At 41.1% G+C, this 23321-nt stretch carries 18 protein-coding genes; 16 read left to right on the forward strand and 2 right to left on the reverse strand.

The genetic code is table 11. The features are described 5' to 3' along the window. The first annotated feature begins 134 nt into the window (after positions 1-134). The 7 genes from AOG26_RS19425 (at position 135) to AOG26_RS19455 (ending at position 9908) form a co-directional block, all read left to right on the forward strand. Entirely contained in the window at positions 135-404 is a 270-nt protein-coding gene (locus AOG26_RS19425) for a CBU_0592 family membrane protein (protein WP_054563978.1), read from the forward strand. Positions 405-587: 183 nt separating this feature from the next. Further along, a complete protein-coding gene (locus AOG26_RS19430) occupies positions 588-2570 on the forward strand; it encodes a TonB-dependent receptor plug domain-containing protein (protein ID WP_054563979.1) in 1983 nt (660 codons plus the stop codon). A 23-nt stretch (positions 2571-2593) separates the two neighbouring features. Continuing rightward, a complete protein-coding gene (locus AOG26_RS19435) occupies positions 2594-4333 on the forward strand; it encodes a sensor histidine kinase (protein WP_054563980.1) in 1740 nt (579 codons plus the stop codon). Further along, entirely contained in the window at positions 4330-5700 is a 1371-nt protein-coding gene (locus tag AOG26_RS19440) for a sigma-54-dependent transcriptional regulator (RefSeq protein WP_054563981.1), read from the forward strand. Before AOG26_RS19435 ends, AOG26_RS19440 begins: the two co-directional genes overlap by 4 nt. A gap of 213 nt (positions 5701-5913) precedes the next feature. Continuing rightward, the gene (locus AOG26_RS19445; protein WP_054563982.1) at positions 5914-6873 is read left to right on the forward strand and encodes a porin; all 960 of its coding nucleotides are present in this window, start codon (positions 5914-5916) and stop codon (positions 6871-6873) included. A gap of 57 nt (positions 6874-6930) precedes the next feature. Further along, positions 6931-8361 (forward strand): SLC13 family permease, encoded by a 1431-nt coding sequence (locus AOG26_RS19450; protein ID WP_054563997.1) that lies wholly within the window; start codon positions 6931-6933, stop codon positions 8359-8361. A 134-nt stretch (positions 8362-8495) separates the two neighbouring features. Further along, a complete protein-coding gene (locus tag AOG26_RS19455; protein WP_054563983.1) occupies positions 8496-9908 on the forward strand; it encodes a coniferyl aldehyde dehydrogenase in 1413 nt (470 codons plus the stop codon). 18 nt (positions 9909-9926) lie between these two features. Here the strand turns inward: AOG26_RS19455 and AOG26_RS19460 are convergent, their stop codons facing one another. Continuing rightward, entirely contained in the window at positions 9927-10649 is a 723-nt protein-coding gene (locus AOG26_RS19460; protein WP_054563984.1) for a tetratricopeptide repeat protein, read from the reverse strand. 545 nt (positions 10650-11194) lie between these two features. Between AOG26_RS19460 and AOG26_RS19470 the strand changes: the two genes are divergently transcribed. Then, the gene (locus tag AOG26_RS19470) at positions 11195-12043 is read left to right on the forward strand and encodes a DUF6279 family lipoprotein (RefSeq protein ID WP_152966999.1); all 849 of its coding nucleotides are present in this window, start codon (positions 11195-11197) and stop codon (positions 12041-12043) included. Positions 12044-12267: 224 nt separating this feature from the next. After that, a complete protein-coding gene (locus AOG26_RS19475) occupies positions 12268-13299 on the forward strand; it encodes a GGDEF domain-containing protein (RefSeq protein WP_054563987.1) in 1032 nt (343 codons plus the stop codon). 10 nt (positions 13300-13309) lie between these two features. Here the strand turns inward: AOG26_RS19475 and AOG26_RS19480 are convergent, their stop codons facing one another. Next, positions 13310-14254, reverse strand: a complete 945-nt coding sequence (locus AOG26_RS19480; protein WP_054563988.1) for a LysR family transcriptional regulator — start codon at positions 14252-14254, stop codon at positions 13310-13312. Between the two features lie 118 nt (positions 14255-14372). Between AOG26_RS19480 and AOG26_RS19485 the strand changes: the two genes are divergently transcribed. The 7 genes from AOG26_RS19485 to ppiC all read left to right on the forward strand — a co-directional run bounded on the left by AOG26_RS19485 (position 14373) and on the right by ppiC (position 22561). Next, positions 14373-15539, forward strand: coding sequence for an efflux RND transporter periplasmic adaptor subunit (locus tag AOG26_RS19485; RefSeq protein WP_054563989.1), 1167 nt, complete (start codon positions 14373-14375; stop codon positions 15537-15539). Between the two features lie 6 nt (positions 15540-15545). Continuing rightward, a complete protein-coding gene (locus tag AOG26_RS19490; RefSeq protein ID WP_054563990.1) occupies positions 15546-18692 on the forward strand; it encodes an efflux RND transporter permease subunit in 3147 nt (1048 codons plus the stop codon). Beyond that, on the forward strand, positions 18685-20091 hold the full coding sequence (locus tag AOG26_RS19495; RefSeq protein ID WP_054563998.1) for a TolC family protein: 1407 nt from the start codon (positions 18685-18687) through the stop codon (positions 20089-20091). Before AOG26_RS19490 ends, AOG26_RS19495 begins: the two co-directional genes overlap by 8 nt. A gap of 13 nt (positions 20092-20104) precedes the next feature. After that, on the forward strand, positions 20105-21127 hold the full coding sequence (locus AOG26_RS19500) for a zinc-binding dehydrogenase (protein ID WP_054563991.1): 1023 nt from the start codon (positions 20105-20107) through the stop codon (positions 21125-21127). A 26-nt stretch (positions 21128-21153) separates the two neighbouring features. Beyond that, complete coding sequence (locus tag AOG26_RS19505) at positions 21154-21528, forward strand: thiol-disulfide oxidoreductase DCC family protein (RefSeq protein WP_268795271.1); 375 nt, start codon at positions 21154-21156, stop codon at positions 21526-21528. 58 nt (positions 21529-21586) lie between these two features. Beyond that, positions 21587-22219, forward strand: coding sequence for a lysoplasmalogenase (locus AOG26_RS19510; protein ID WP_054563993.1), 633 nt, complete (start codon positions 21587-21589; stop codon positions 22217-22219). A 63-nt stretch (positions 22220-22282) separates the two neighbouring features. Further along, positions 22283-22561: a peptidylprolyl isomerase PpiC gene (ppiC, locus tag AOG26_RS19515; protein ID WP_054552145.1), complete on the forward strand. Its 279-nt coding sequence runs from the start codon at positions 22283-22285 to the stop codon at positions 22559-22561. The last annotated feature ends 760 nt before the right edge of the window (positions 22562-23321 follow it).

Here is a 23321-nt window from a genome sequence, read left to right on the forward strand (position 1 = left end):
ACATTTATCCTCGTTTATCCCTCATGCTCTGATACTATTGACCGGTTTGCTGTTTCAATGAATGAAAACAACCCTCCCCATGGATTGGGCCAGTTGTATGGGTATAAACACATGAACAAAATGGACTCACGCACGTGATAGCACTTTTATTTGATATTATTGGCATGACAGGCACATTCTTAGTGGTTGGTGCTTTCTTTTTATTACAACTGAATAAAGCATCGCCAACCGGCCTTGTGTATAACATGATGAACTTAACAGGCGCGATTCTGTTACTAATTAGTCTTTGTTATAACTTTAACCTTGCTAGTTTTGTTATCGAAATTTTCTGGATAGCGGCGTCACTTATTGGTTTATATAAGTACATCAAGGCAAAGCGTACTGCTAATGTTGAAACAGCTTAATTAAGCTTAGCTCAATAAAATTAAAACCCATTTTTAGCTGAAAGTGGGTTTTTTTGTATCCACTTTCGAGAACTCTTCAACTAAAACTATAAAAACATTGCAAGCTTGCCAATCTTTTGTATTAATAGTGTAAACAAGGTGTTGCTTTTGCAGCATAGGCTATTAGTACAGGTATCTCGCAGCGTGAAGCTTTTAAGATGTTCAGCACTTTTTTCAATTGCAGTTGCCTCAACCATTCCATTGGTTGCAAACGCGACTGACGAGCAAGACTTATTCTCTTTAAGTTTTGAAGACTTGCTTAATGTGCAAGTCGATATTGCTAGTAAAACCAGCGAAACCTTGTCATCTGTTCCTTCAACCATGAGTGTATTTAGCCGTAAACAAATTCAAGCGCTTGGTGTTGATAACGCCTATGAGGTAATGAACTTTGTGCCAGGTATGCAATCAACCCGTGGAGATTGGGTGGGTGCTGTGCCTAAAGATCATGCTCGGGGTGTATACCTTGATAGCGGCAATGTACTGGTGATGATCAATGGTGAGCGTGTCAATGAATCATCATTTGGTAAAGCCTCTGTTTACATGCCTTATATTCCTATTGAAATCATTGAAAAAATAGAGTTTATTCGCGGTCCTGGCTCGGCGCTGTATGGCAGTAATGCGTTTTTAGGGGTGATGAATATTGTTACCTCTAAAGAGCGAAATACTCTGCAACTTGTGGTTGGCAACAATGGTCGCTACGGGGCAACAGGGCAGTTTAATACCTCTTTTAGTGATGATACCGCACTCTTCGCGAGTTTTTCTTATGATCAAAAAGACGGCGAAAGCTACCCGCAAGGTGTAAAAGATCCTCTTGAAGCAATATACCTAGAAGCAGGTGTTGATTACAAAAAGCTGCAATTACGTGCTCGTTACAACGAAACATCCCTTGATGAATTTTTAAACCTTGCTGGCTATTCAACACAAAATCAACACACCAGTGATAACACTTTTGTTGGCATTAAATATAACTGGATTAATAACGACAAGTTAAAGCTGGATTCTAGTTACTCGTACACTAAACATAATATCTCTAGTGCTGGTTTAATCGCTGCTTTTGACGATATACCTGACTTTTTACTTGGCCCAGCTTGGCAAACAACTGATAGCAAATTTGAGACTGAACTGAGTTATCAATTTGAAAACCAATGGCAGCTTGCAGCAGGTATAGAATACGCAGAGGCTAAACAGGTCGAGGCTGGGGTGCGTACTAATTACTATGATGATGAGTCGATGTTAGTCATTATTGACCCCGCTTATTATCAGCAAGGTATTGTGACTGTGATGGACTTTCCTGAATTTGCATCACTTAAATATACCTTCGAAACATATAGCGCCTACGGGCAGTTAAAAATACCTTATTCAGATTCACTTACTTTATTTGTAGGGGCACGCTATGACGATGTGAAAGACATCGACAGTAAACTTTCGCCTCGCCTTGCGGGCGTTTATGTAATAAACCCAGAGCATACCGTAAAAGTGCAATATGGCGAATCGTTCAGAACTCCGGTTACTAATGAGCTTTTTTCAAATGATGATGTCACCGTAGGTAACTCGTCACTTCGCTCTGAGTCGGTCAAAACCACTGAGCTTGTTTGGCATTATCAAACCTCAGAGTTACAAGCTAATGCGGTGCTTTTTTATAATGAACTCAATGATTTTATAAACATTGAGCCAACGCAATCTAATGATGCCTTGTTTACTTTTACAAACTCATTTAATACTCAAAACAGTGGTATCGAGCTTGATGGTACTTGGCAATCAAGTAAAGAGTTTTCTGTAACGGGCACTTACACGCAATACTTTGAAGATCCAATTAATGCGAGCTTTAAGCGTTTTGCAAGCTTAGTGAGTAGTTATAACTTATCTGACAGCTGGCAAGTGAGTTTAAACTTATTGTGGCGTGATAAAGTTGAGGTAAGTTCGGTTACCGGTGCTCACTTCAAACAGTCTGCCTATAGCTTATTAGGTGGCAGCTTAAAGTGGCAGTTAAGCGCTAACAGCCAACTGATGCTGAAAGCAGAAAACCTGTTAGGCAAAAAATATAACGTGTTTGATCCACGAATGGACAATGGCGCTGTCGCTGGTACAACAGAAGATTTATCGTTACACTACCAGTTCAATTTCTAGTTGCGCTGCTCGCAAAGGTTTGAATGTCGTCATTAAGTAAAAAGTTAGTTATTGCAGGTGCAATGCTTTTATTGTTGCTTGTGTTAGTTTTTTACGTTGGACGCGCTCACGACTATCAACAAGCAGAGCAACAAAGCCGTGTTCAAGCTACTCAGTTAAGTCATTACTTTTCAAGCGAATTAGCCCGATTTAAAACAATTCCGACCTTAGTCAGTGCCAATGATTTAGTTAAATCTTTTGTGGTTAAGCAAGGTATAGGCGAGCAGGCTGTTAATTATTATTTAGAAGATATCCAACGTGCTAGTGGTGCATCTGACGTCTATTTAATGGATTTAACAGGCTCGGTGGTGGCAAGTAGTAACTGGCAAGTTGATTACACCTTTTTGGGTAGTAACTTTGCTTTTCGACCTTATTTTTATTTAGCCAAGCAGGGTGAAAAAGTAGCTTATTTTGCTTTAGGTATGCGCTCAAGTGAGCGGGGCATTTACTTTTCAGAGCCGGTTATTGATAAAGGCAAAGTTATTGCCGTTGTCACTTTAAAAGTGAATGCTAAAAAGTTTGAACAAGACCGCCAGCTACTTAATGCATCAGACAGCACCCACTTTTATATTGCACTAGAAGATAGCGTTATTGTGATGTCAGACGTTGAGGACTGGCGATTGAAGTCACTTGAATCGCTTAACGACGAACAAATGACTGCTTTGGTTAAGTCGCGCCGCTACTTGTCTCATAAACCGAGTTTACTTAATCACAATCATAAGCCTTTAAGTGAACAAACCGCACAGCAAAATATTCAGCTTAATGGCAAGCAAGCGCGCTTTATTAGTGCCACAGAAACAATAGACATTATAAACGCCAAAGCCAGTGTGCTGGTGGATGTAACTAATGTGGAGCTTGCGCAAATACCTCGACTGCTTTGGTTTAGTGTGTTTTATGCTATTGCTGTTGTGCTTATTCATATGGCGATGGTGCGCTTTGCGGGTTACAAAAAGCTCTTGTTTTCAAGACATAGCCTTGAGCAAGAAGTAATTGAACGAACCCAAGCGCTCGAAAAAGCGCAAAAAGCACTGATCCAAACAGCCAAGCTTGCAACGATAGGTCAATTAAGTGCGGGCATTAACCATGAAATCAATCAGCCCTTAAGTGCCATGAACACTTATTTAGTAAGTGCAAAGAGGCTGCTTATTAAAGGCAATATTGAGCAAGCCAGCGAAAATTTAGTGCTGGTGCAATCTCTAATAGAGCGTGTTCACAAAATTGTCGCTCAGCTTAAGCATTTTAGTAAACCCGCACAAACCCAACTTCGGCAGCAAAGCTTAGCGAGCATGTTAAAGAATGCGTTAATGATCGCCAGCGCCCAGTTAAAGCAAGACGATATCGAGGTAAAAGCTGCTGATATTGATGCAAACATAACGGTGTGGGTCGATAGCGTTAAGTTTGAACAAGTCTTGGTCAACGTGATCACCAATGCTAGCCAAGCAATGAGTGAATCTGAAAAGCGTGAATTAAGTTTTGATCTCGAACTATTCGACGACCGAGTGAAGCTATCAATTCTTGATACAGGCCCAGGTATTGATCAACATGCATTGGGTAATATCTTTGAGCCATTTTACAGCACTAAAACCAGTAACGGTTTAGGTTTAGGTTTATCTATTTCACGACAAATTATCGACTCATTTAACGGTCGATTATCTGCGCATAACCGCCCTGAAGGCGGCGCACAATTTATAATAACCTTACAAACAAATAAGGAACCATCATGAGTGTAGTTGCATCGACCTGTAATCAGGTAATCGTTATTGATGACGAAGCGGTGATACGCGATTCATTAAAGCAACTCCTTGAGATTGAAGGTTATCAAGTTCAGTGTTTTAGTGAGCCAACGGCGGCACTTTCAAAATTGAGTCGTCGCTTTGAGGGAATTGTATTAAGCGACATAAACATGCCCAAAATGGACGGTTTGGCATTTTTAGAACAAGTTAAGGCCTTTGATAGTGAGCTACCGGTTATTTTTCTTACCGGCTTTGCCGATGTATCTGTTGCCGTTAAAGCCATGCAACTTGGCGCTTATGATTTATTCGAAAAGCCACTCACAGAGCAATTGTTAGACTGTATCGCGCGCGCTTCAGAAAAACGTGCTTTAGTGATGGAAAACCGCGCCTTAAAAATCGCAGTAGAAAAAACCTCTGCGCCCGGTGTGCGAATTTTAGGTGAAACTGAGCAAATGCAACAAATGATGCATTTACTCAATGCGGTTATCGACACTCCCGCTGATGTTTTAATAGAAGGTGAAACTGGCACAGGTAAAGAATTAGTTGCCCGTTACTTGCACGATCAAAGTAACAGATCAGCGGCTAATTTTGTTGCCATAAACTGCGGCGCAATCCCTGAACAGCTTATCGAAAGCGAACTTTTTGGTGCAGCCAGTGGCGCATATACAGGTGCTACGCAATCTCGCCAAGGTAAGTTTGAATTTGCTAAAGGCGGTACTGTCTTTTTAGATGAAATAGAGTCAACGCCTGCAAGTTTACAAGTAAAGTTATTAAGGGTGCTTGAAGAGCGTAAAGTAACGCCTGTAGGTGATAACCACGCCATTGATTTAGACGTGCGTATAGTTGCTGCCACCAAAGTAGACTTAATGACACTAGTCGAAGCTGGGGAGTTTAGAGCCGATTTATATTACCGATTAAACTTAGTTAAAGTGAGTATTCCGGCATTACGAGACAGAAAGGCCGATATTCCACTGTTGTTTAAACATTTTAGCTCGATAGCGGCAACACGTTTTCATAAACCACCTGCACCACTAAGTAGTGAAGCAAAACAACGACTTCTTGCCTACGATTGGCCGGGTAATGTACGAGAGCTTAGAAATCAGGCTGAACGTGCGGTATTGCTAGGCTCTGATCTGGCCTTTGCCTCGTACAGTGATGCAAATAGTGACAACGAGCTTGCTCAAGACTTAAGCCTTGCCGAGAAAATTAGTTTTTATGAGCAATCACTTATCGAAGAAGCGCTCGAGCGTAATAACGGCAGCATAAAAGAGACTATGGCTACATTACAAATTGCTCGTAAAACCCTTTATGACAAGATGACCAAGTACGGTATTAATCGCGAAATGTTCAAAGACTAAGCAACCCTCTCACATTAAACTCTTCACAATGGGTGGAACTGGTGACAGCATATTTTTAAAAATGTGTGGATATCCACCCATAAAAAACAGCTCCTTTTACGTCAATAAAGTTAATTTACTGTTATTTAACAGCTTTTTTAAAATTAACTAAGTTGGCAACCAACTTGCCTTAATAGTTAGGAACAACAATTTGAACCTAATAAGGGGCGCATAATGACAACAATATTCACTCATACAAAAACACGCGTAGCAGCGGCTGTGATTTTAGCTAGCACAGCAGGCTCAGCAATGGCAGCAGACTACGCGGTATACGGTAAAGCAGAAGTTCAAATAGCAAACACAGATACAGGCGTTATGCGCTATGCAGATGAAGGTACGCAAATCGAAGCACCTTTTTCTCGTATTGGTATTAAAGGTAGCCACAAACTAACTGAGTCGCTAAAAGCAGTATTCAAATACGAAGTTCAAGTAAAAGGCTTTGAGCATGACGATACGAGTGAGCCATTTTCAGCTCGTAATACCTACTTAGGCCTTGCAGGCGATTTTGGTGAAGTGGTTGTCGGCCGTAACGACACCCGTTTTAAATACTCAGAAGGTAAGGTAGACGGTTTTAACGAAACCCAAGCTGATATCGCTCAGCTGATCCCTGGTCAAGACCGTATCGGCGATACCATTACCTACAGCTCAAAAACATACGGTGGCGCATCTCTAGCGCTAACTTATGCACCTAAAGATGACAGTAGCAACGATGAAGATGGTTTTGCGGCAACGGTTATTTATGGTGACCGTGCATTAAAATCTAAAGACTATTATGTTGCTATCAGCCATGTTGATGCACTTAATAAGTTAACAGCAAGCCGCGTTGTTGCAGCATGGAAACTTGATAACCTACAGTTAGCGGGTTTATTCCAGCGCAGTGAATCAACCGACGGTACGAAAGAAGGCAATGGCTATGCACTTAGCGCAAGCTATGCAATCGATAAATGGGTACCTAAGCTGCAATATGTTAAAGACGACTCAAAAATTCGCCATGCTGAAGAAGGTAAACAATGGACAGCAGGTGTTGACTATGTTTTTGATAAACAAACCACAGCATACTTATTCTATACTGATTTAGATTTAGAACTTGAATCAGACAACAGCGTTGCAATTGGCCTTAAATACAAGTTCTAAGGAGTCGGTATGTCATTAGTAAATCAAACAAAAGATGGCTCACAGCCACGCCCATTAATGAGCACAGTAATGTTACTGCTGGGCCCATTAGTAATGTTATTAACTTGCTTAATCGATCCACCAGCGGGTATGAGTGTATCAGCATTACGTACCGCAGGCCTTGCATTTTGGATGGCTACTTGGTGGGTCAGTGAAGTTGTGCCAATTCCTGCTACTTCATTATTGCCACTGGTTATATCACCTCTTGCTGGCATTGCAGCAATCAAAGGGGTCGCATCACCTTATGCACACCCTTTGATCTTTTTATTCTTAGGCGGCTTTTTGATCTCAATCGCGATGGAGCGTTGGGGTTTACATAAGCGTATTGCGCTTAATACCATGCTTCGTGCTGGTACTAAGCCAAGCCTACAAATTTTAGCCATGATGCTAGTAACGGCATTTTTATCAATGTGGATGTCAAATACAGCAACTGCTGTGATGATGTTACCGATTGCTATGTCGATTACTATGTTGGTTAAACAGTCTAACCCTGAAAATGATCAATTTGGTAAAGCGTTGTTATTATCAATCGCTTATGGTGCTAGTATCGGTGGTATTGCTACTTTAATTGGTACCCCACCTAATGCACTTATGGCTGCGTATTTATCAGACAGCTACAAAATTGATATTGGCTTTGCACAGTGGATGAAAGTAGGTGTACCACTTGCAACTGTTATGCTGGCTTTATGTTGGGTTTGGTTAACTAAGTTTGCTTATAAAGTAGATACCGATTGTGCCAAAGCAGCAAGTAAAGATACTAAATCGTTATTCTTATCGCAGTTACAAGAGCTTGGTGCAATGCAACGCGCTGAAAAAGGCGTAGCAGCCGTGTTTGTTTTAGCGGCAGTATGCTGGATCTTCAGACCTGTACTTGCCGACTTATCGGGCTTAAAAATCTCTGATACCGGTATTGCTATTGCTGCAGCATTATTATTGTTCGTGTTACCGGCAAACAAAGGTGATGGTGAGCGTATTCTTGATTGGGAAAGTGCAGCTAAAGTACCGTGGGGCGTGTTGCTTCTATTCGGTGGTGGCTTAACATTGGCTGCGCAAATTAAATCATCTGGTCTTGCTGAATACATTGCTCACATGATTGAAGGGGCGAGTGCAATTCCATTGGTGTTAAGTGTTCTAGCAGTGGCAACCTTAATCACTTTCTTAACTGAGATCACTAGTAACACAGCTACAGCGGCAGGTTTCTTACCACTATTAGGCCCAGTTGCTGAGTCAGTATTTGGTACACCGCTGGTATGGGTCATTCCAGCGGCTATTGCGTGTAGCTGTGCGTTTATGATGCCAGTTGCGACACCGCCTAATGCGATAGTATTTGGCTCTGGGCAAATTCAAATGCGCGATATGATCCGCTCTGGCTTTGCACTGAACATAATTGCTATTGCGATGATCACTGTAGTTACTATGACTATTGCCGCAGTGGTATTTGGTTTTTAGTTAAGCCTTTAAGTTTTCAACCTATTCCAACCAATAACAGCGCTCACTATGAGCGCTGTTTTTACATTTATTAAGTTGCTCAGATAAATATAGCTAGTTATAGTGGCTAAAATCGTTTATCAAGAGATGATGTTTTGACTGATATACACGCACAATTACAGAGCGAGTTTATAAAACTCAATGACGCCTTTTTGGCAGAGCCTTATTTAGCGATTGATAAGCGTATTAAGCTGTTAAAAACGATTAAATCCCGCCTAATTGAAAATGAGCAAGCCCTAGTTGCAGCAACAAGCAAAGACTTTGGTTACCGTACTGAGTTCGATACAGTACTGGGGGATTTACTGCCAACGGTAAAATCATTAACTGACATCATCAAGCGCTTACCCAAATGGTCACGAAACGAGTCACGCAGTGTGGGTATCAGTTTATGGCCTTCATCGGCACACATTCATTATCAGCCTAAAGGAGTCGTGGGCGTTATTGCGCCGTGGAATTACCCAATTCAATTAGCATTAGTACCGGCTATTAGCGCATTAGCGGCGGGTAACCGCGTGATGTTAAAACTGAGCGAATTCACCCCACATACCAATGCTGTTATTAAGCAGGTAATGGAAGGTGCACTTGCTGAGCACTGCATTATTGTTGAAGGCGAAGCCGACACCGCGGCGGCGTTTTGCGATTTACCTTTTGCTCATTTACTATTTACTGGCTCAACATCAGTAGGGCGTAGAGTGATGCAAGCGGCCAGTAAAAACCTCACCCCAGTTACCCTTGAGTTAGGTGGTAAATCACCGGTTGTTATTCTTGATGATGTGAATATCAAAGAGGCTGCAAAAACCCTGTTATTCGGCAAGCTAAATAACGCAGGGCAAATATGTGTTGCTCCTGATTATGTGTTTGTGCCCAAAAAGCTTGAGCATCAGTTAGTCTTACAACTTAGTGAATTGTATAAAAAGCATTTTAAACAAGGTGTTGAAGGTAAGAATCTAACGTCTATTGTCTCTGATAGGCAATATCAACGTTTAATTACAACTTTGCAGGATGCAAAAGACAAAGGGGCTCAAGTATTCGAGCCAATAGAAGGGCATCAAGTTGATGAACTCAAACATCGCATGGGGTTACATATTTTAACGCAAGTAAATGACGATATGCGGGTAATGCAAGAAGAGATCTTTGGTCCTTTACTGCCAATTATGAGTTATGAATCACTGCAACAGGTGATTGACACCATCAATGCCGATTCATCACCTCTTGCCTTGTATATTTTGGGTCATGACAAAGACAAAATAAGTAAGTTAAGTTCATCAATCAGAAGTGGTACATTGGCAATTAACGATGTACTGATGCAGGTAACAGCCGATCAGTTACCATTTGGTGGTATTGGTGAGTCAGGGATGGGGCACTATCATGGTATTGAGGGCTTTAAAACCTTTAGCCATGCAAGAAATACCCTAGTATCAGGTAAGTTTAATCCACGTACCAGCTTGTTGCTAAAGCAAAATAAGTTGCTGATCAAACTATTAAAATGGATGTACTTGCGCCGTTAAGCGCAAGTACACTGCTTGTTATAGACGCCCATCAGGTGCGTATAAACCAGCCTGAATTTTTGCATAAATCGCGTCTGCTTTTTCTTTTGCAGCTTCAATTTCTGCAGGCATCATATTGCGCTCATCAAGCTTACGGCTATGGCTTGCATCCATGTTGCCGTTGTATTCAGCAATGGTATTCCAAATGTATGATTTCTCGAGGTTCTTAGGAACACCTAAACCTTCATAATACATCAAGGCCATATTGAACTGAGCAAGAGTAAAGTTATTCGCTGCCGCCTTTTGGTACCAACTGAGTGCTGTGCGGTAATCTTGAATTACCCCTTCGCCATTGGCGTACATAACCCCTAAATTAAACTGAGCTGCCGGGTGATTTTTTTGTGATGCCATTTCATATAATGAAATTGCTTTTTCTTTATCAAGTTTTACACCTTTACCTTCTTGATAAAGTACACCTAATGCAAACATTGAATCAGCATGTACTTTTTTAACTGCCTTTTCGTACAACTCTGCTGCTTTACGGTAGTCGCGTTGCACACCAAAGCCACCTTCGTACATTTTAGCAAGCTCATACATTGCAGGGGCATAACCTCTGTCTGCAAGGTAATTAAATTCATGAAGCGCTTCTTCAAAACGACCTTCATTTGCCGCTAATTGGGCATCTTCAAGACTGGCATTTGCTAAAGGTGACAAGATTAACGTGCTAGCGAGCAATAGTGATTTAAAATTAGGCTTGATCATAGTCTGCCTCCAAATGTGTGTTAGGTATCAATAACAAAGCATTGAGCTATTGATAAAATGCATTGCCAAACAGCCACTGAGCAAAACATCACTTTTAGTTTAGACCCAACAGCTGCAAATGCCCAATTTATAGACAGCGGCAAGCTTTGCAATTAACAAGTAGGCTTAAGATACAGATTTTACAGAAAAATTAAAGAAATAAAAAAAGCCCGTAGCGGGCTTTTTCGTGTCATATCTACCGTCACCGATATGAGCAATGTAGCAAGTAAAGTGTAACGTTTTATGTCTATGTTTGGGTCGAGGAAACAGATGACAATCAAGAGTTACGTCTTGAACTAACTTGGTTAAACAGCATCAAAGCCTTTAACAGCATGATGTTGCTGTGAGAATAGTTTAGCAAACCAAGTTGTTGATAACGATTATTACTTAGGTTTAGTTGTTCGTCAATACTTAAATGATAATTAATTTCATTTAATTGCTGTTGCTGAATATTTGTTCTCGGTGGTATGTTTACTTTGTTTTGAAACAGGATTTGAAAAACTACAATGAAAAAGCTATCAAAGTATCTAATCGTATTTAGTTTGTTGTTCACCGTTGCTGGTTGTTCTCCTAGCTTCACTTACAATAACTTAGGTTGGTTATCAGGGTTTTGGATTGATGATTATGTTGACCTCAACAGTGACCAAGCTGATAAATTTAAGCATATCGTCAAAACCAGCCGCGATTGGCATCGAGAAACACAACTTCCTTTATACAAACGTGATCTTGAAAGCTTAAAGACTATGTTAGATAAGCAAGTTGATCATAACGAACTTAAAGAACACTTTGTACAAGCAAAGCAGCATTGGCAAACGCTGGTTGATAAAATCGAGCCTGAACTTATTGATTTAGCAAACTCTCTTTCATATGAACAGCGAGTTGAGTTTGTTGCTGCGCTGCAAGAAAACATTAATGATGAATACAAAGAACACGAAGAAAAATCGCCTGAGCAACATAAAAAAGAACGTTTAGAAGAAAACCTTGAAAACTATAAAGAGTGGTTCGGTACCAAGCTATCTGCACAGCAACAAACACTGATAGAGAACTCATCAAATACTCGAGTCAGTACATTCTTACTGTGGATGCAGTACAAGCAAAAGCGTTTAGATGCATTAAAAGCGCTATTTATGCAAAAGCAAAAAACAGCAGATTTTGATAGTCAACTCGCTGTTATCATTAATGACCGTTTTGCATTTATGAGCGATGAGTTAGTTGCCGCCGATGATAAAAATCTCGATAACTACGTTAACTTACTATTGGAGCTAAAACCTACATTAACCGATAAACAGCGTCGTAACGTACGCGATGAGTTTGATGAGTTAATTGAAGAGGTCAGTGACTTGATTAATGATTAGCTGCTAGTTGATCGCTGTGTTTGGACGCGCTTTAAAATCGCTTCTTGTTAGCATCGTGTACCTCATTGCACATTTTCTCATTTGAAAATCAAAGTTAAAAAGTATTAGTTTTTCTGGTGTTTATGTAAACGTTTGCATTTTTATGCAAGTTTGCTTAATAACTTGTTCCTATAATTCTTGTTTCGCGTTAAAATTAGGCAACTTAAACAATAACGAGAAACCTGATGGATATTGGGGCGCTAAGAGGCACTCAAGCATTACGAAATAACGTTCTTAAATGGATGGGCTTTTGTTTGGGTGCATTGGCAGGAATATTCGCCGGTTTTAATCTTTTTATTAATGACTTTTTTGTCCTTGGGGCATTAGAAGTCGTTTTTGCATCGTTTTGTTTTTATATCTTTTTTTATACTCGAAAACGCAATGGCCATCTTTGGCAGTCGCTTACCTTATGCGTGTTTTTAACGCTACTCATCACATTGGGCACGTATCTCAGCAATGTTAAAAGCTTGCTGTTTATTTGGACTTGCTCATTACCGGTTTTATTTTATCTATTATTAGGTAAACAATACGGCAAAGTCTTGTCGCTTCTAGTGGCTGTGCTACAAGGTGTTATTCTATTAACCAAATCAAGTCTTGAACCTCTCAATAGTGTTAACTTTTTACTTAATTTTTCGTTTACTTACATCAGTATCTGGGCGGTATCGCATACTTTTGAGAATAGTCGTGCAGAATATGGTAAGCGGCTCGAAAACTTAGCATTACTTGATCCTTTAACCGGGGCAGGTAACCGCTTGGCGATGACCCATTATTTTGAAGTTGAACTAAAAAACAAAAACGGCTTGTTCATCTTAATGCTCGACCTTGATTACTTTAAGAATATTAATGATCAGTATGGCCACGATGTGGGCGATCGCATTTTAATTGAAGTCACCAGTTTCTTTAGGCAACGCATTAGTAAAGGCTACGTATTTCGTATCGGCGGTGAGGAGTTTGCTATCTTCTTACCTGACAGCGACCCGCAAAGTGCCTATGAATTTGCAGATATGCTGCGCGACCACTTAGCAACAACTATCCACAACATTGATGAGCAAGCTATTAATTTGACCATTAGTATTGGTGTTGCTTGCTACATGCCAAATCAAACCCTGAAAAACTTTATTAAGCGTGCTGACGATGCGCTATACCAAGCCAAACAGCAAGGTCGAAATAGAGTGGTAACGGCGTATGAGTTAAGCCAACAAAATAAAGCGAGTTAACGTTTTAAACTTAACCTTTGTACATAGTGTCAAAGTCAGGAATGTTTGCTTCCCATACTGGAATATCTTTGCCTATGTATTCACGCATAGCATCAAAGAATAAACGTGTTCTTACAGGCAAGTCTCTGTGTGGGTAAACCGCATACACCGCGCTGTAATCGAGTAATTCCATATCGGTTAAAATTGGTACGAGATCGCCACGTTTAACTTCATCATCAAGAATAAAGGCCGGTGCTAAAACATATGCATTGCCTGAGATAGCCTTCATCAAAAGTACTTCGGCATCGTTCGCACGAAAGACGCTTTTGATATTTTGCTCAATAATATCGCCGTCGCCATTGCGATAACGAATACCACTAATACGTTTACTCGGGCTTGAATAGCTCGCAGCAGGTAGCTCTTTTAAATCCTCAACATGTTTTGGCATACCGTAGGTTTCAATAAACTCAGGTGAAGCAAGCAATAACATACGATTGCGGGCAATTTTACGGGCAATAAATGATGAGTCTTTTGGTTCGCCAACACGGAAAGCCAAATCATAGCCCTCTGATACTAAGTCAATCAGTCTGTCGTCTAAACGAAGCTCTACTTCAACTTGCGGGAAACGTTTTTGAAAGTCGTTAATGACTGGTTGGATATAACGCTTACCGATAATACTTGATGAGGTGATTTTTAACGTACCACGGGGTTCTTGGTGGTAATTCTCTGCCAGTCTTACGGTATCTGATAACAAATCTCTGAGTTCAGCTGCTTTTTTTACCATTTCTGCGCCAGCAGCAGTCAATGAAAAAGATCGTGTAGTACGATTAAGTAAACGCACCCCTAATTCATCTTCAAGACGGCTAATTTGTTTTGAAATGACTGAGCGGTCTATATTTCTAGACTCAGCAGCTTTAGCAAATGAGCCTCGTTCAATCACTTCAAGCAACATTAATAAACGGCTGGTGGTATCCATAGCAGTTCCTCAAACTTTATTGGTGCCATTCTGGCATTAATGAATTTAAAAATCTATCATTTTTATCCGCTAATTAGTTCCGTAACATTGTCTCCAATCTATTAACAGGAGAGTCGTGATGAACAAATCTATTCTTGCAGTGGCAGTGACCATTGCGAGCTTAACGCTTGCAGGGTGTGGCACAGAAGCCAATCAAGCAGCGCAGCAACAGCATTTACAACCAATCGATGTAGCACAAGTGCTTGTTAAGCCGGTACAAAATTGGCACACCTATACAACGCGTTTAGAAGCACCACAAGAAGTCGCGCTTATGCCGCGTGTTTCGGGTGTTATCGATAAAATTAACTTTAAAGAAGGTGACAGCGTTAAAGAAGGCGATTTGCTTTTCACCCTTGATGCTCGTCCATTTGCTGCCGTAGTAGATAGCTTAAAGGCACAAATCGAAAGTGCTAAGGCAGCACTTGAGCAAGCTAAAAGCGAAGCAAAACGCGCAGATCGCTTAACTGAGCGTAAAGCGATTTCAACGGAGCAAGCTGAGTCTCGTAAATCAACACTAAGACAACGCGAAGCACAATTGCTAGCACTACAAGCTGAGCTTACTGCCGCTGAGCTTGATTTAGCATTTACGCAAGTGCGTTCGCCAATTGATGGCGTTGTATCGCGCGCGAATATCACCAAAGGTAACAACGTGCTTGCAGGTCAAAGTGTATTAACAAGCATTGTTTCAAACCAGCAAATGTATGCTTATTTTGATATTGATGAGCGCACGTGGAATCGGTCATTTGCTGATGTGACAGCGCAAAGTGAACAAGCTGTTGTGATGCAAAAAGTGGGTCAAACCAGCTTTAACTACAATGGCAAAATCAACTTCATTGATAACCAAATCAACGAAACTACAGGCACTCTTCGTGTACGTGCAGTGTTTGAAAACGATGAACAACAATTACGTGCAGGTTCATTTGCTCGTATCAAACTTGCTGCCAATAAAGTGAGCGAAAAAGTAATCGTGCCAGAACGTGCGATTGGTACTGATTTAAAGAATCGCTTTGTACTTACCGTAGGTGAAGGCAATGTTCTTGAATATAAATTAGTGACTGTGGGTGAGCGTTACGGCAGCTTACGAGCGATTACGTCAGGTCTAAATGAAAATGATGTGATTGCTGTGAATGGCCCGGCGCGTGTTGGTCCTGGTATGCCTATTTCACCAAACACAGTCACTATTAATAGCGACGGAATTGCATTCACTCTTTCAAATAATCACTCAGATTTGGTTGCTAAACAGTAGGTCAAAATGAAATTTTCACACTTTTTTATCCAGCGACCCATCTTTGCAGCGATGCTGTCGCTTATCTTTCTCATTGCAGGGGCAATCTCGTTATTTCAATTGCCAGTGAGTGAGTACCCAGAGGTAGTGCCGCCAACAGTTGTAGTAACGGCAAGTTACCCGGGTGCAAACCCAACGGTTATTGCTGAAACAGTGGCAACGCCGCTTGAGCAAGAAATTAATGGTACTGAAAACATGTTGTATATGTTTTCGCAAGCAACCAGTGATGGCCGTATGACTTTAACAGTAACCTTTGCATTAGGGACTGATTTAGACCGTGCGCAAGTCCAAGTGCAAAACCGTGTTAACAGTGCGCTTCCACGCTTACCGCAAGAAGTTCAGCGTTTAGGTGTTGTAGCCGAAAAATCATCACCAGATTTAACCATGGTGGTGCATTTATATTCACCAGAAAAAACGCATGATACGACCTACTTAGCGAACTATGCTGATTTGTATATCAAAGACCAAATTGCACGTCTTCCGGGTGTGGGTGATGTGCGTATGTTTGGTGGTGGTCAATACTCAATGCGTGTTTGGCTTAACCCTGATGCGTTATCGGCACGTGACTTAACAGCCATGGACGTAGTAAATGCATTACGCGCGCAGAACCAACAGGTTGCTGCGGGTAGTTTAGGTGCACAACCAACTTCGAAAAGTAATCAATTTCAAATTCTGATGAATGTAAAAGGGCGCTTAAGCTCACAAGAAGAATTTGAAAATGTGATCATCAAAGTAGGTGAACAAGGTCAGCTTACACGTTTAAGTGATGTTGCACGCCTTGAATTAGGCCAAGACACTTATGCACTAAGAGCGATGTTAGATGGTCAACCAGCACTTGCTATGCCTGTTTTCCAACGCCCTGGTTCTAATGCGATAGAGCTTTCTGATCAAGTGCGTGAAACCATGAAATTATTATCAAAAGACTTTCCTGCAGGTGTTGAATACGACATTGTTTATGACCCAACTGTATTCGTACGTGGCTCAATTGATGCTGTTATTAAAACGCTACTAGAGGCAATCGCATTAGTTGTAATCGTTGTTGTGGTGTTTTTACAAACTTGGCGTGCATCGGTTATCCCGCTTATTGCGGTACCGGTATCTTTGATTGGTACGTTTGCGGTTATGCAATGGTTGGGTGTGTCGATTAATACCTTATCGCTATTCGGCTTGGTTCTTGCCATTGGTATTGTTGTTGATGATGCTATCGTGGTGGTTGAAAACGTTGAGCGTAATATCGAGCAGGGCTTATCGCCACTTGAAGCAACCCGTGTCGCAATGACCGAAGTAACAGGACCAATTATCGCCATTGCACTTGTACTGTGTGCGGTATTTATTCCAACGGCTTTCATTACGGGTTTATCTGGTCAATTTTATAAGCAATTTGCCTTAACTATCACAATTTCGACGGTTATCTCAGCGTTTAACTCGTTAACTCTATCACCTGCATTATCAGCGCTGTTACTAAAAGGTCATGATGCAAAACCAGACCGTTTAACTAAGTTATTAAACCGCGTATTCGGTAACTGGCTGTTTAAACCATTTAATCGCTTGTTTGATAAAGGCGCTAATGGCTACGAAAAACTGGTACAAAAACTAATTCGTATGAGTGTTATTGTATTAGTTGCGTATGTTGCGCTTGTTGGTGGCACAGTTAAATTGTTCGATGCTGTACCAGGCGGCTTTATCCCACAGCAAGATAAGCAATATTTAGTGGCTGTGGCACAGCTACCCGATGCGGCAAGTTTAGACAGAACCCAAGAAGTTGTGCAAGAAATGGAACAAATTGCATTACAAGTACCGGGTGTTGCAAATACAGTATCGTTTCCTGGCTTATCGGTGAATGGTTTCACAAATAGCCCTAATAGCGGCATTATGTTTACTCCACTTGCACCTTTTGAAGAGCGCCAAGATCCGAGTATGTCAGCAATGGCAATTGCGGCTCAATTAAATCAAAAATTTGCCACTATTGATGAAGCGTTTGTTGCGGTATTCCCGCCACCGCCAATTCAAGGTTTAGGGACAACAGGTGGCTTTAAACTACAAATTGAAGACCGTGCTAACAAAGGCTTTGAGGCACTCTTTAATAGCTTACAAGCAACTATTGCTAAAGCGCAACAAGACCCTGCGTTAATGGGCCTATACTCAACCTTTAGAATTCAAGTACCACAAATGGATATCGACATTGACCGTGAGCAAGCGCTTATTCAAGGTATTCCACTTGATGAAGTATTTAATGCCTTACAAGTGTACTTAGGTTCTGTGTACGTCAATGACTTTAACTTGTTTGGTCGTACTTATCAGGTTAATGCACAAGCTGATGCCGATTACCGTCAAGAGCCAGATCAAATCTTGAATCTTAAGGTACGTAACCGTATGGGTGAGATGGTGCCATTAGGCTCTGTATTAACTGTCACGCCTACAACAGGCCCAGATCGAGTAATGCACTATAACGGTTATCCAACAGCTGAACTAAATGGTAGCCCTGCGCCAGGTTATAGCTCAGACCAAGCACAGCATGCGATTGAAGTAATCCTTGCCGATACATTACCAAATGGTATCGAGTTTGAATGGACAGAAGTAACGTATCAGCAAATATTAGCAGGTAATACCATGGTGTATGTTTTCCCACTGGTTGTATTACTTGTGTTCATGGTACTTGCTGCGCAATACGAGAGCTTAAGATTACCACTGGCTATTATTTTGATTGTGCCTATGACGATTTTCTCGGCCTTGTTAGGTGTGTGGCTTGTTGGTGATGACAACAACATCTTCACGCAAATCGCATTAATCGTACTGGTTGCACTGGCAAGTAAAAACGCCATCTTGATGGTTGAGTTTGCACGAGATCAGCATAAAACGGGGCTGTCTCATCTTGAAGCTATTATCAAAGCGTGTCGCTTACGACTTCGCCCAATTTTAATGACGTCAATTGCCTTTACAGCAGGTGTTGTACCCCTTGTTTTAGCAACAGGTGCTGGTGCTGAGATGCGTCATGCCATGGGTAACGCAGTGTTCTCAGGCATGATTGGTGTAACTGTGTTTGGCTTATTGTTCACCCCGGTGTTTTATATGTTAGTCACTAAAAAATCGCAGAAGGAGCAACATGATGCATAGGCCTCTTCAAGCAATCTTTAAACACGGCAAACTAGTTAGTGCAATGCTATTAACTGGAGCACTAGCAGGCTGCGCACAAAGCGTCGATATGCAAGAGCAGCAAGTGAGCCTGACACAATTTGTTAGCGATACACAAATTGGTGAACAAAACGAAGGTGCGAGCGAAAATAATTGGTGGCGCCGTTTAGATTCAACCCAGTTAAACAATTTAGTGACTGATGCATTAGCAATGAATCACGACTTAAAAACCAGTCAACTTCAACTTGATGCAGCAATTGCCCGTTTAGGTGCAGCCCGCGCGGATTATTATCCGCAGGGTAGCCTAAGCGTAGGCGCAGAGCGAAGCAGCTTAGATGGTGTTATTACCCGCCAATCAAACGCTGGTGTTAATGTTAATTGGCAGCTTGATTTGTTTGGCCGTATTACCGCACTTGTCGATGCTGCTAATGCGGGCGCGCTAAACCAAGCAGAGCAGTTAAGAGCATTACAGGTTGAAGTGGTTTCAGCCGTGGTGCAAGGCTATGTAAGCTATCAAGGTAATGTGCAAAAGCAAGCTATCATTGAGATGCAAATCGAGGCGCTCGAGCAAAGTATTGATGTATTAAAAGCGCGAGTAGAAGAGGGGGTTGCGAATGAGCTTGATCTTAACCGAACTCTTGCGCAGTTAAAACAGCAACAAGCGCTTATTCCTGAGCTTAGTTATTTGCAATATCGCGACCTCGCAACCCTTGCGGTGCTAACCGGGCGACTTGCAAGCGATATAACATTGGTTGAAGAGCCTGAGTTACTCAGCCACGAATTTAGCGTGTCGTTTAATAAAGCCAGTGAAGCAATGGCACTGAGACCAGATATCACCAGTGCTTTGTATCAGTTTAGTCAGGCTTATTCATTGAGTGTTGCCGCCTCAAAAGCATTACTGCCAGATATTAGTTTGGCAGGGTTTGCAGGTGTGGTGAGCTTAACCAGTAATGGTTTAGAAGATACTGTGCAACAATGGCAAGTAACGCCAAAAGTTGAATGGTCATTACTCAGCTATCCTGCACTATTAGCTCAGCGTGATGCACAGCAGTTTTTAAGTGAAGCCGCTTACAGTGACTATCAAAGTAAAGTATTAAAAGCCATTAGCGATAGTGAACTTACTTTACAAAGGCTAGTCAAACAGCAGCAACAGTTAAGTTATGCTGATCAGCGTTTTAATTATGCGAATAAAGCATTTGGTCAAGCTCAAGCAATGTATCAAGAAGGACAAATTCCTTACTTAGAGTTGTTAGATGCGAGACAGGATGTTTTAATAGCGCAAGAGAACGCTGTTGATTCAACAATTGCTTCATTACAGGCCAAAGTAAGTGCTTATCAAGCATTTAATGGTCGTTGGAGCTTTGAACTAAACAACCTTTAACCCAGAGTATTAAATGTCACATATTCAACAAACTACAGATCTTCCGTCAACAATGCGCGCGCTTGCACTGCTTGAGCCAAATGACGCGATTGCGTTATCTGAGCTTTCTGTGCCAGTACCGAGCCCTGAAGGCAATGAGCTCTTGATAAAAGTTGAATATGTGGGCTTAAATCATGGTGATGCCAACTTTGCAAAACAAGGCTTTTGCAAATGGCATTACCCCCATGTATTAGGCCATGATGCTGTTGGGGTGGTTGTTCAAGCCAATAAAGGTGTATTCCCTGGTGTGGGGGCACGTGTGGTATGGCACGCCAGCCTTGGTGATCAAGGCGTGTTATCTGAATACACAACGGTACCAAACTATGCGGTATCGGTTGTGCCAGATAACGTATCACCGGCAGACGCTGCAACCTTACCTTGTTCAGGTATGACAGCATTAATTGCTCTTGATAAGTTACAGCTAAGCGAAGGGGATTCACTGTTTATTGATGCAGGTGCAGGCGGCGTTGGCCAATTCGCTATTCAATTTGCTAAGCAACGTGGTGCAACCGTGTTTACGACTGCCAGCAAACACAATCATAAGTTACTTAAGCAATTAGGTGCTGATGTGGTGTTTGATTACAAAGACCCAAAACTTGAAGATAAAATTCGCCGTGAATTAGGTCCGCAAGGTTTTGATGCAGTGCTTGATTGTATTGGTGGCGATACCACCATTCGTAATGTTGAGCTAATGCGCTTTTGTGGCCATATTGCCTGTTTAAATGAATTACCTAAATTTGAACAAGAACTAATGTTTAGGCGAGCACCAAATATTGGCATTGTATCGTTAGGCGGAGCGTGGCTTGCAAATAGCTTATGTGCACAGCAAAAGCTAAGCTTTATGGGTAACTTATTACTCGATAATGCAGCCCGTGGCGAGATTAAACTGCCACAAATTCATGCCGTTGATTTTACCGCAGAGGCTGTTTCAGCAGCTTTAAATAAACAACTTGCTGGTGGTTTTACCGGAAAACAAGTAGTGCAAGTAAGCGGTTGATTTTGCAAACTCACTGCCCAGTCATCTTGTTTGATGGTCAGTGCAACCTGTGCCATTTTTGTGTGCAGTTCATTCTTCGCTTTGATAAGCAAATAACCTTTAAGTTATGCCCCATGCAAAGCGATAAAGGTGAGCGTTTATTAAAGGCGTATCAAGTTGACGATCCACTTTCCTCAATGTTAGTGATTGATAAAAACCAGCTATATAAACAAAGTGACGCTGTGTTATTTATCGCAACTCAATTAGGTTTTCCATTCTCTTTAGCTAAGGTGTTCAAGCTACTGCCAAAAGGTTTTCGCGATGGAGTGTATGATTGGCTTGGCCGTAATCGGTATCGTTTTTTTGGCAAGCAAACACAGTGTAAGTTACTGACCGAAAAACAAAAGCAGCATTTTTTATAAACATTTAGAGTAAAGCTTGCTATTCTCGTTATTGGGAACAAACCACAATAATAAGAATATGAACACACTCTTTCTAATCCTAAGTTCGGTCTACATTGCTTTATTGCTATTACAACCAGCATTACCTCAGCCTTTTATGGCGCTATTTAAAACATTACCAATCGGCCTTTTGATTGTGATGGTGTTAAAAGCGCGCAGTCAGCTACAAAATCGCACTTTTACCACTTTATTATTCGCTCTTAGTTTTTCAGTACTAGGTGATGTGTTGTTAGCCTTTGATACAGGGCAACTTTTTATAGGTGGTTTAGCTGCATTTTTTGTAAGCCACGCTTTTTATATCATTACTATGTTGCCAATTAAAAACTGGCGACTAGACGTTGTACTCCTTTATCTATTTTTGGCCATCATCGTTTTTTGCTTATTCTATCCAAACCTGAATAACATGCTCATTCCCGTGCTTTTCTATATGTTGGTGCTCACCATAATGGCAAGTATTACTTGGATGACGGATAAATCGAACGGTTTTTTAGTGTTAGGTGGGGCCGTGTTTGTAATATCAGACTCTATTCTTGGCCTTAACCGTTTTTATTTAGAAACAGCGCATGCAGATATCGCAATCATGGGGAGTTATTATTTAGCGCAATTTTGTTTGGTAATAGGATTTTTGCAGGCAACAAGTAAACATAAATAGCCGCATTGGCTCAGTGTTGATTGCCGTGATAAAATACGCGCGTTTTAATTTTCGAGATTTCCCATGGCAAATACAGCGCACGCACTGCACATTCTTGTTAAGCACAAAGAACAAGCTGAAGACATCATCAAGCAACTTAAAAAAGGTGCGAAGTTTCAGACGTTAGCTAAAAAATATTCAACCTGTCCGTCGGGTAAAAAAGGCGGCGATTTGGGTGAATTCAGACGCGGTCAAATGGTGCCCCAGTTCGACAAAGTAGCATTCAGCGGCGAAATCTTAGAGCCACATTTAGTGAAAACGCGCTTTGGTTGGCATGTAATCAAAGTGCTATACAGAACGTAAAGTTTAAAGCCACACTAAATTTAAAAAGACACGTTGTTAGTCTTAAACTTTTCATTTCAGTGAGTTAAAACGCAGGTTTTAACTCATTTTTGGACAAATACACGTTAGAGTATTTAATCAGTAACGCCTCAGTTAAAAGGCAAAATTTAGTTGGCTATAATGTGAAGCGGAGCGAAACCAGCCAACTGAATTTTGTCCGCTTTTAAACTGTTTGTTAGGTGCGATTTTGGTCAATATCGTTACCACAGTTATAACAATTTGAAGATGGTAGGCGATATTTGTAAAAACCTTGCATTACTTGATTTCTATTACACTTTTGGCAGGTATAACCCAAAGCTTTAATTACTAATAGAACACCAAGAACCATGCTACCGATATAAAACGGGTTAACAAAGAAGTCATCAACGGTTGTATGTTGGAATTGGTAGCCTATGATGCATAAGATTAACAAAACCAAATATATTTTAAACTGAACACTACGCTTCAATTTAACCTCTCTTTCACCGGAGCACCTAACGCCTTACTAATGGGCGCATAAATGCTTGGCTAAAATTAGCTACGAAGGAGCGCAAGCCAAGCGTTTTGCGTCCTTTTGAGTAACTTGTTATGTGTATTGTGCGCCTTTCTTGTTTTTGAACCAAACATTTGAACTTGGCGTGAACAAAAACAGAATAACTATAATCTGACACAAGTTTGTTAGAGCACTTACAACGGTAAACTCTATAGGCATTAAAAAAAACTGTTGGAAGTTAATTGCTAC

It is taken from the genome of Pseudoalteromonas sp. UCD-33C (assembly GCF_001306895.1).
In the GTDB taxonomy this organism is placed as follows: domain Bacteria; phylum Pseudomonadota; class Gammaproteobacteria; order Enterobacterales; family Alteromonadaceae; genus Pseudoalteromonas.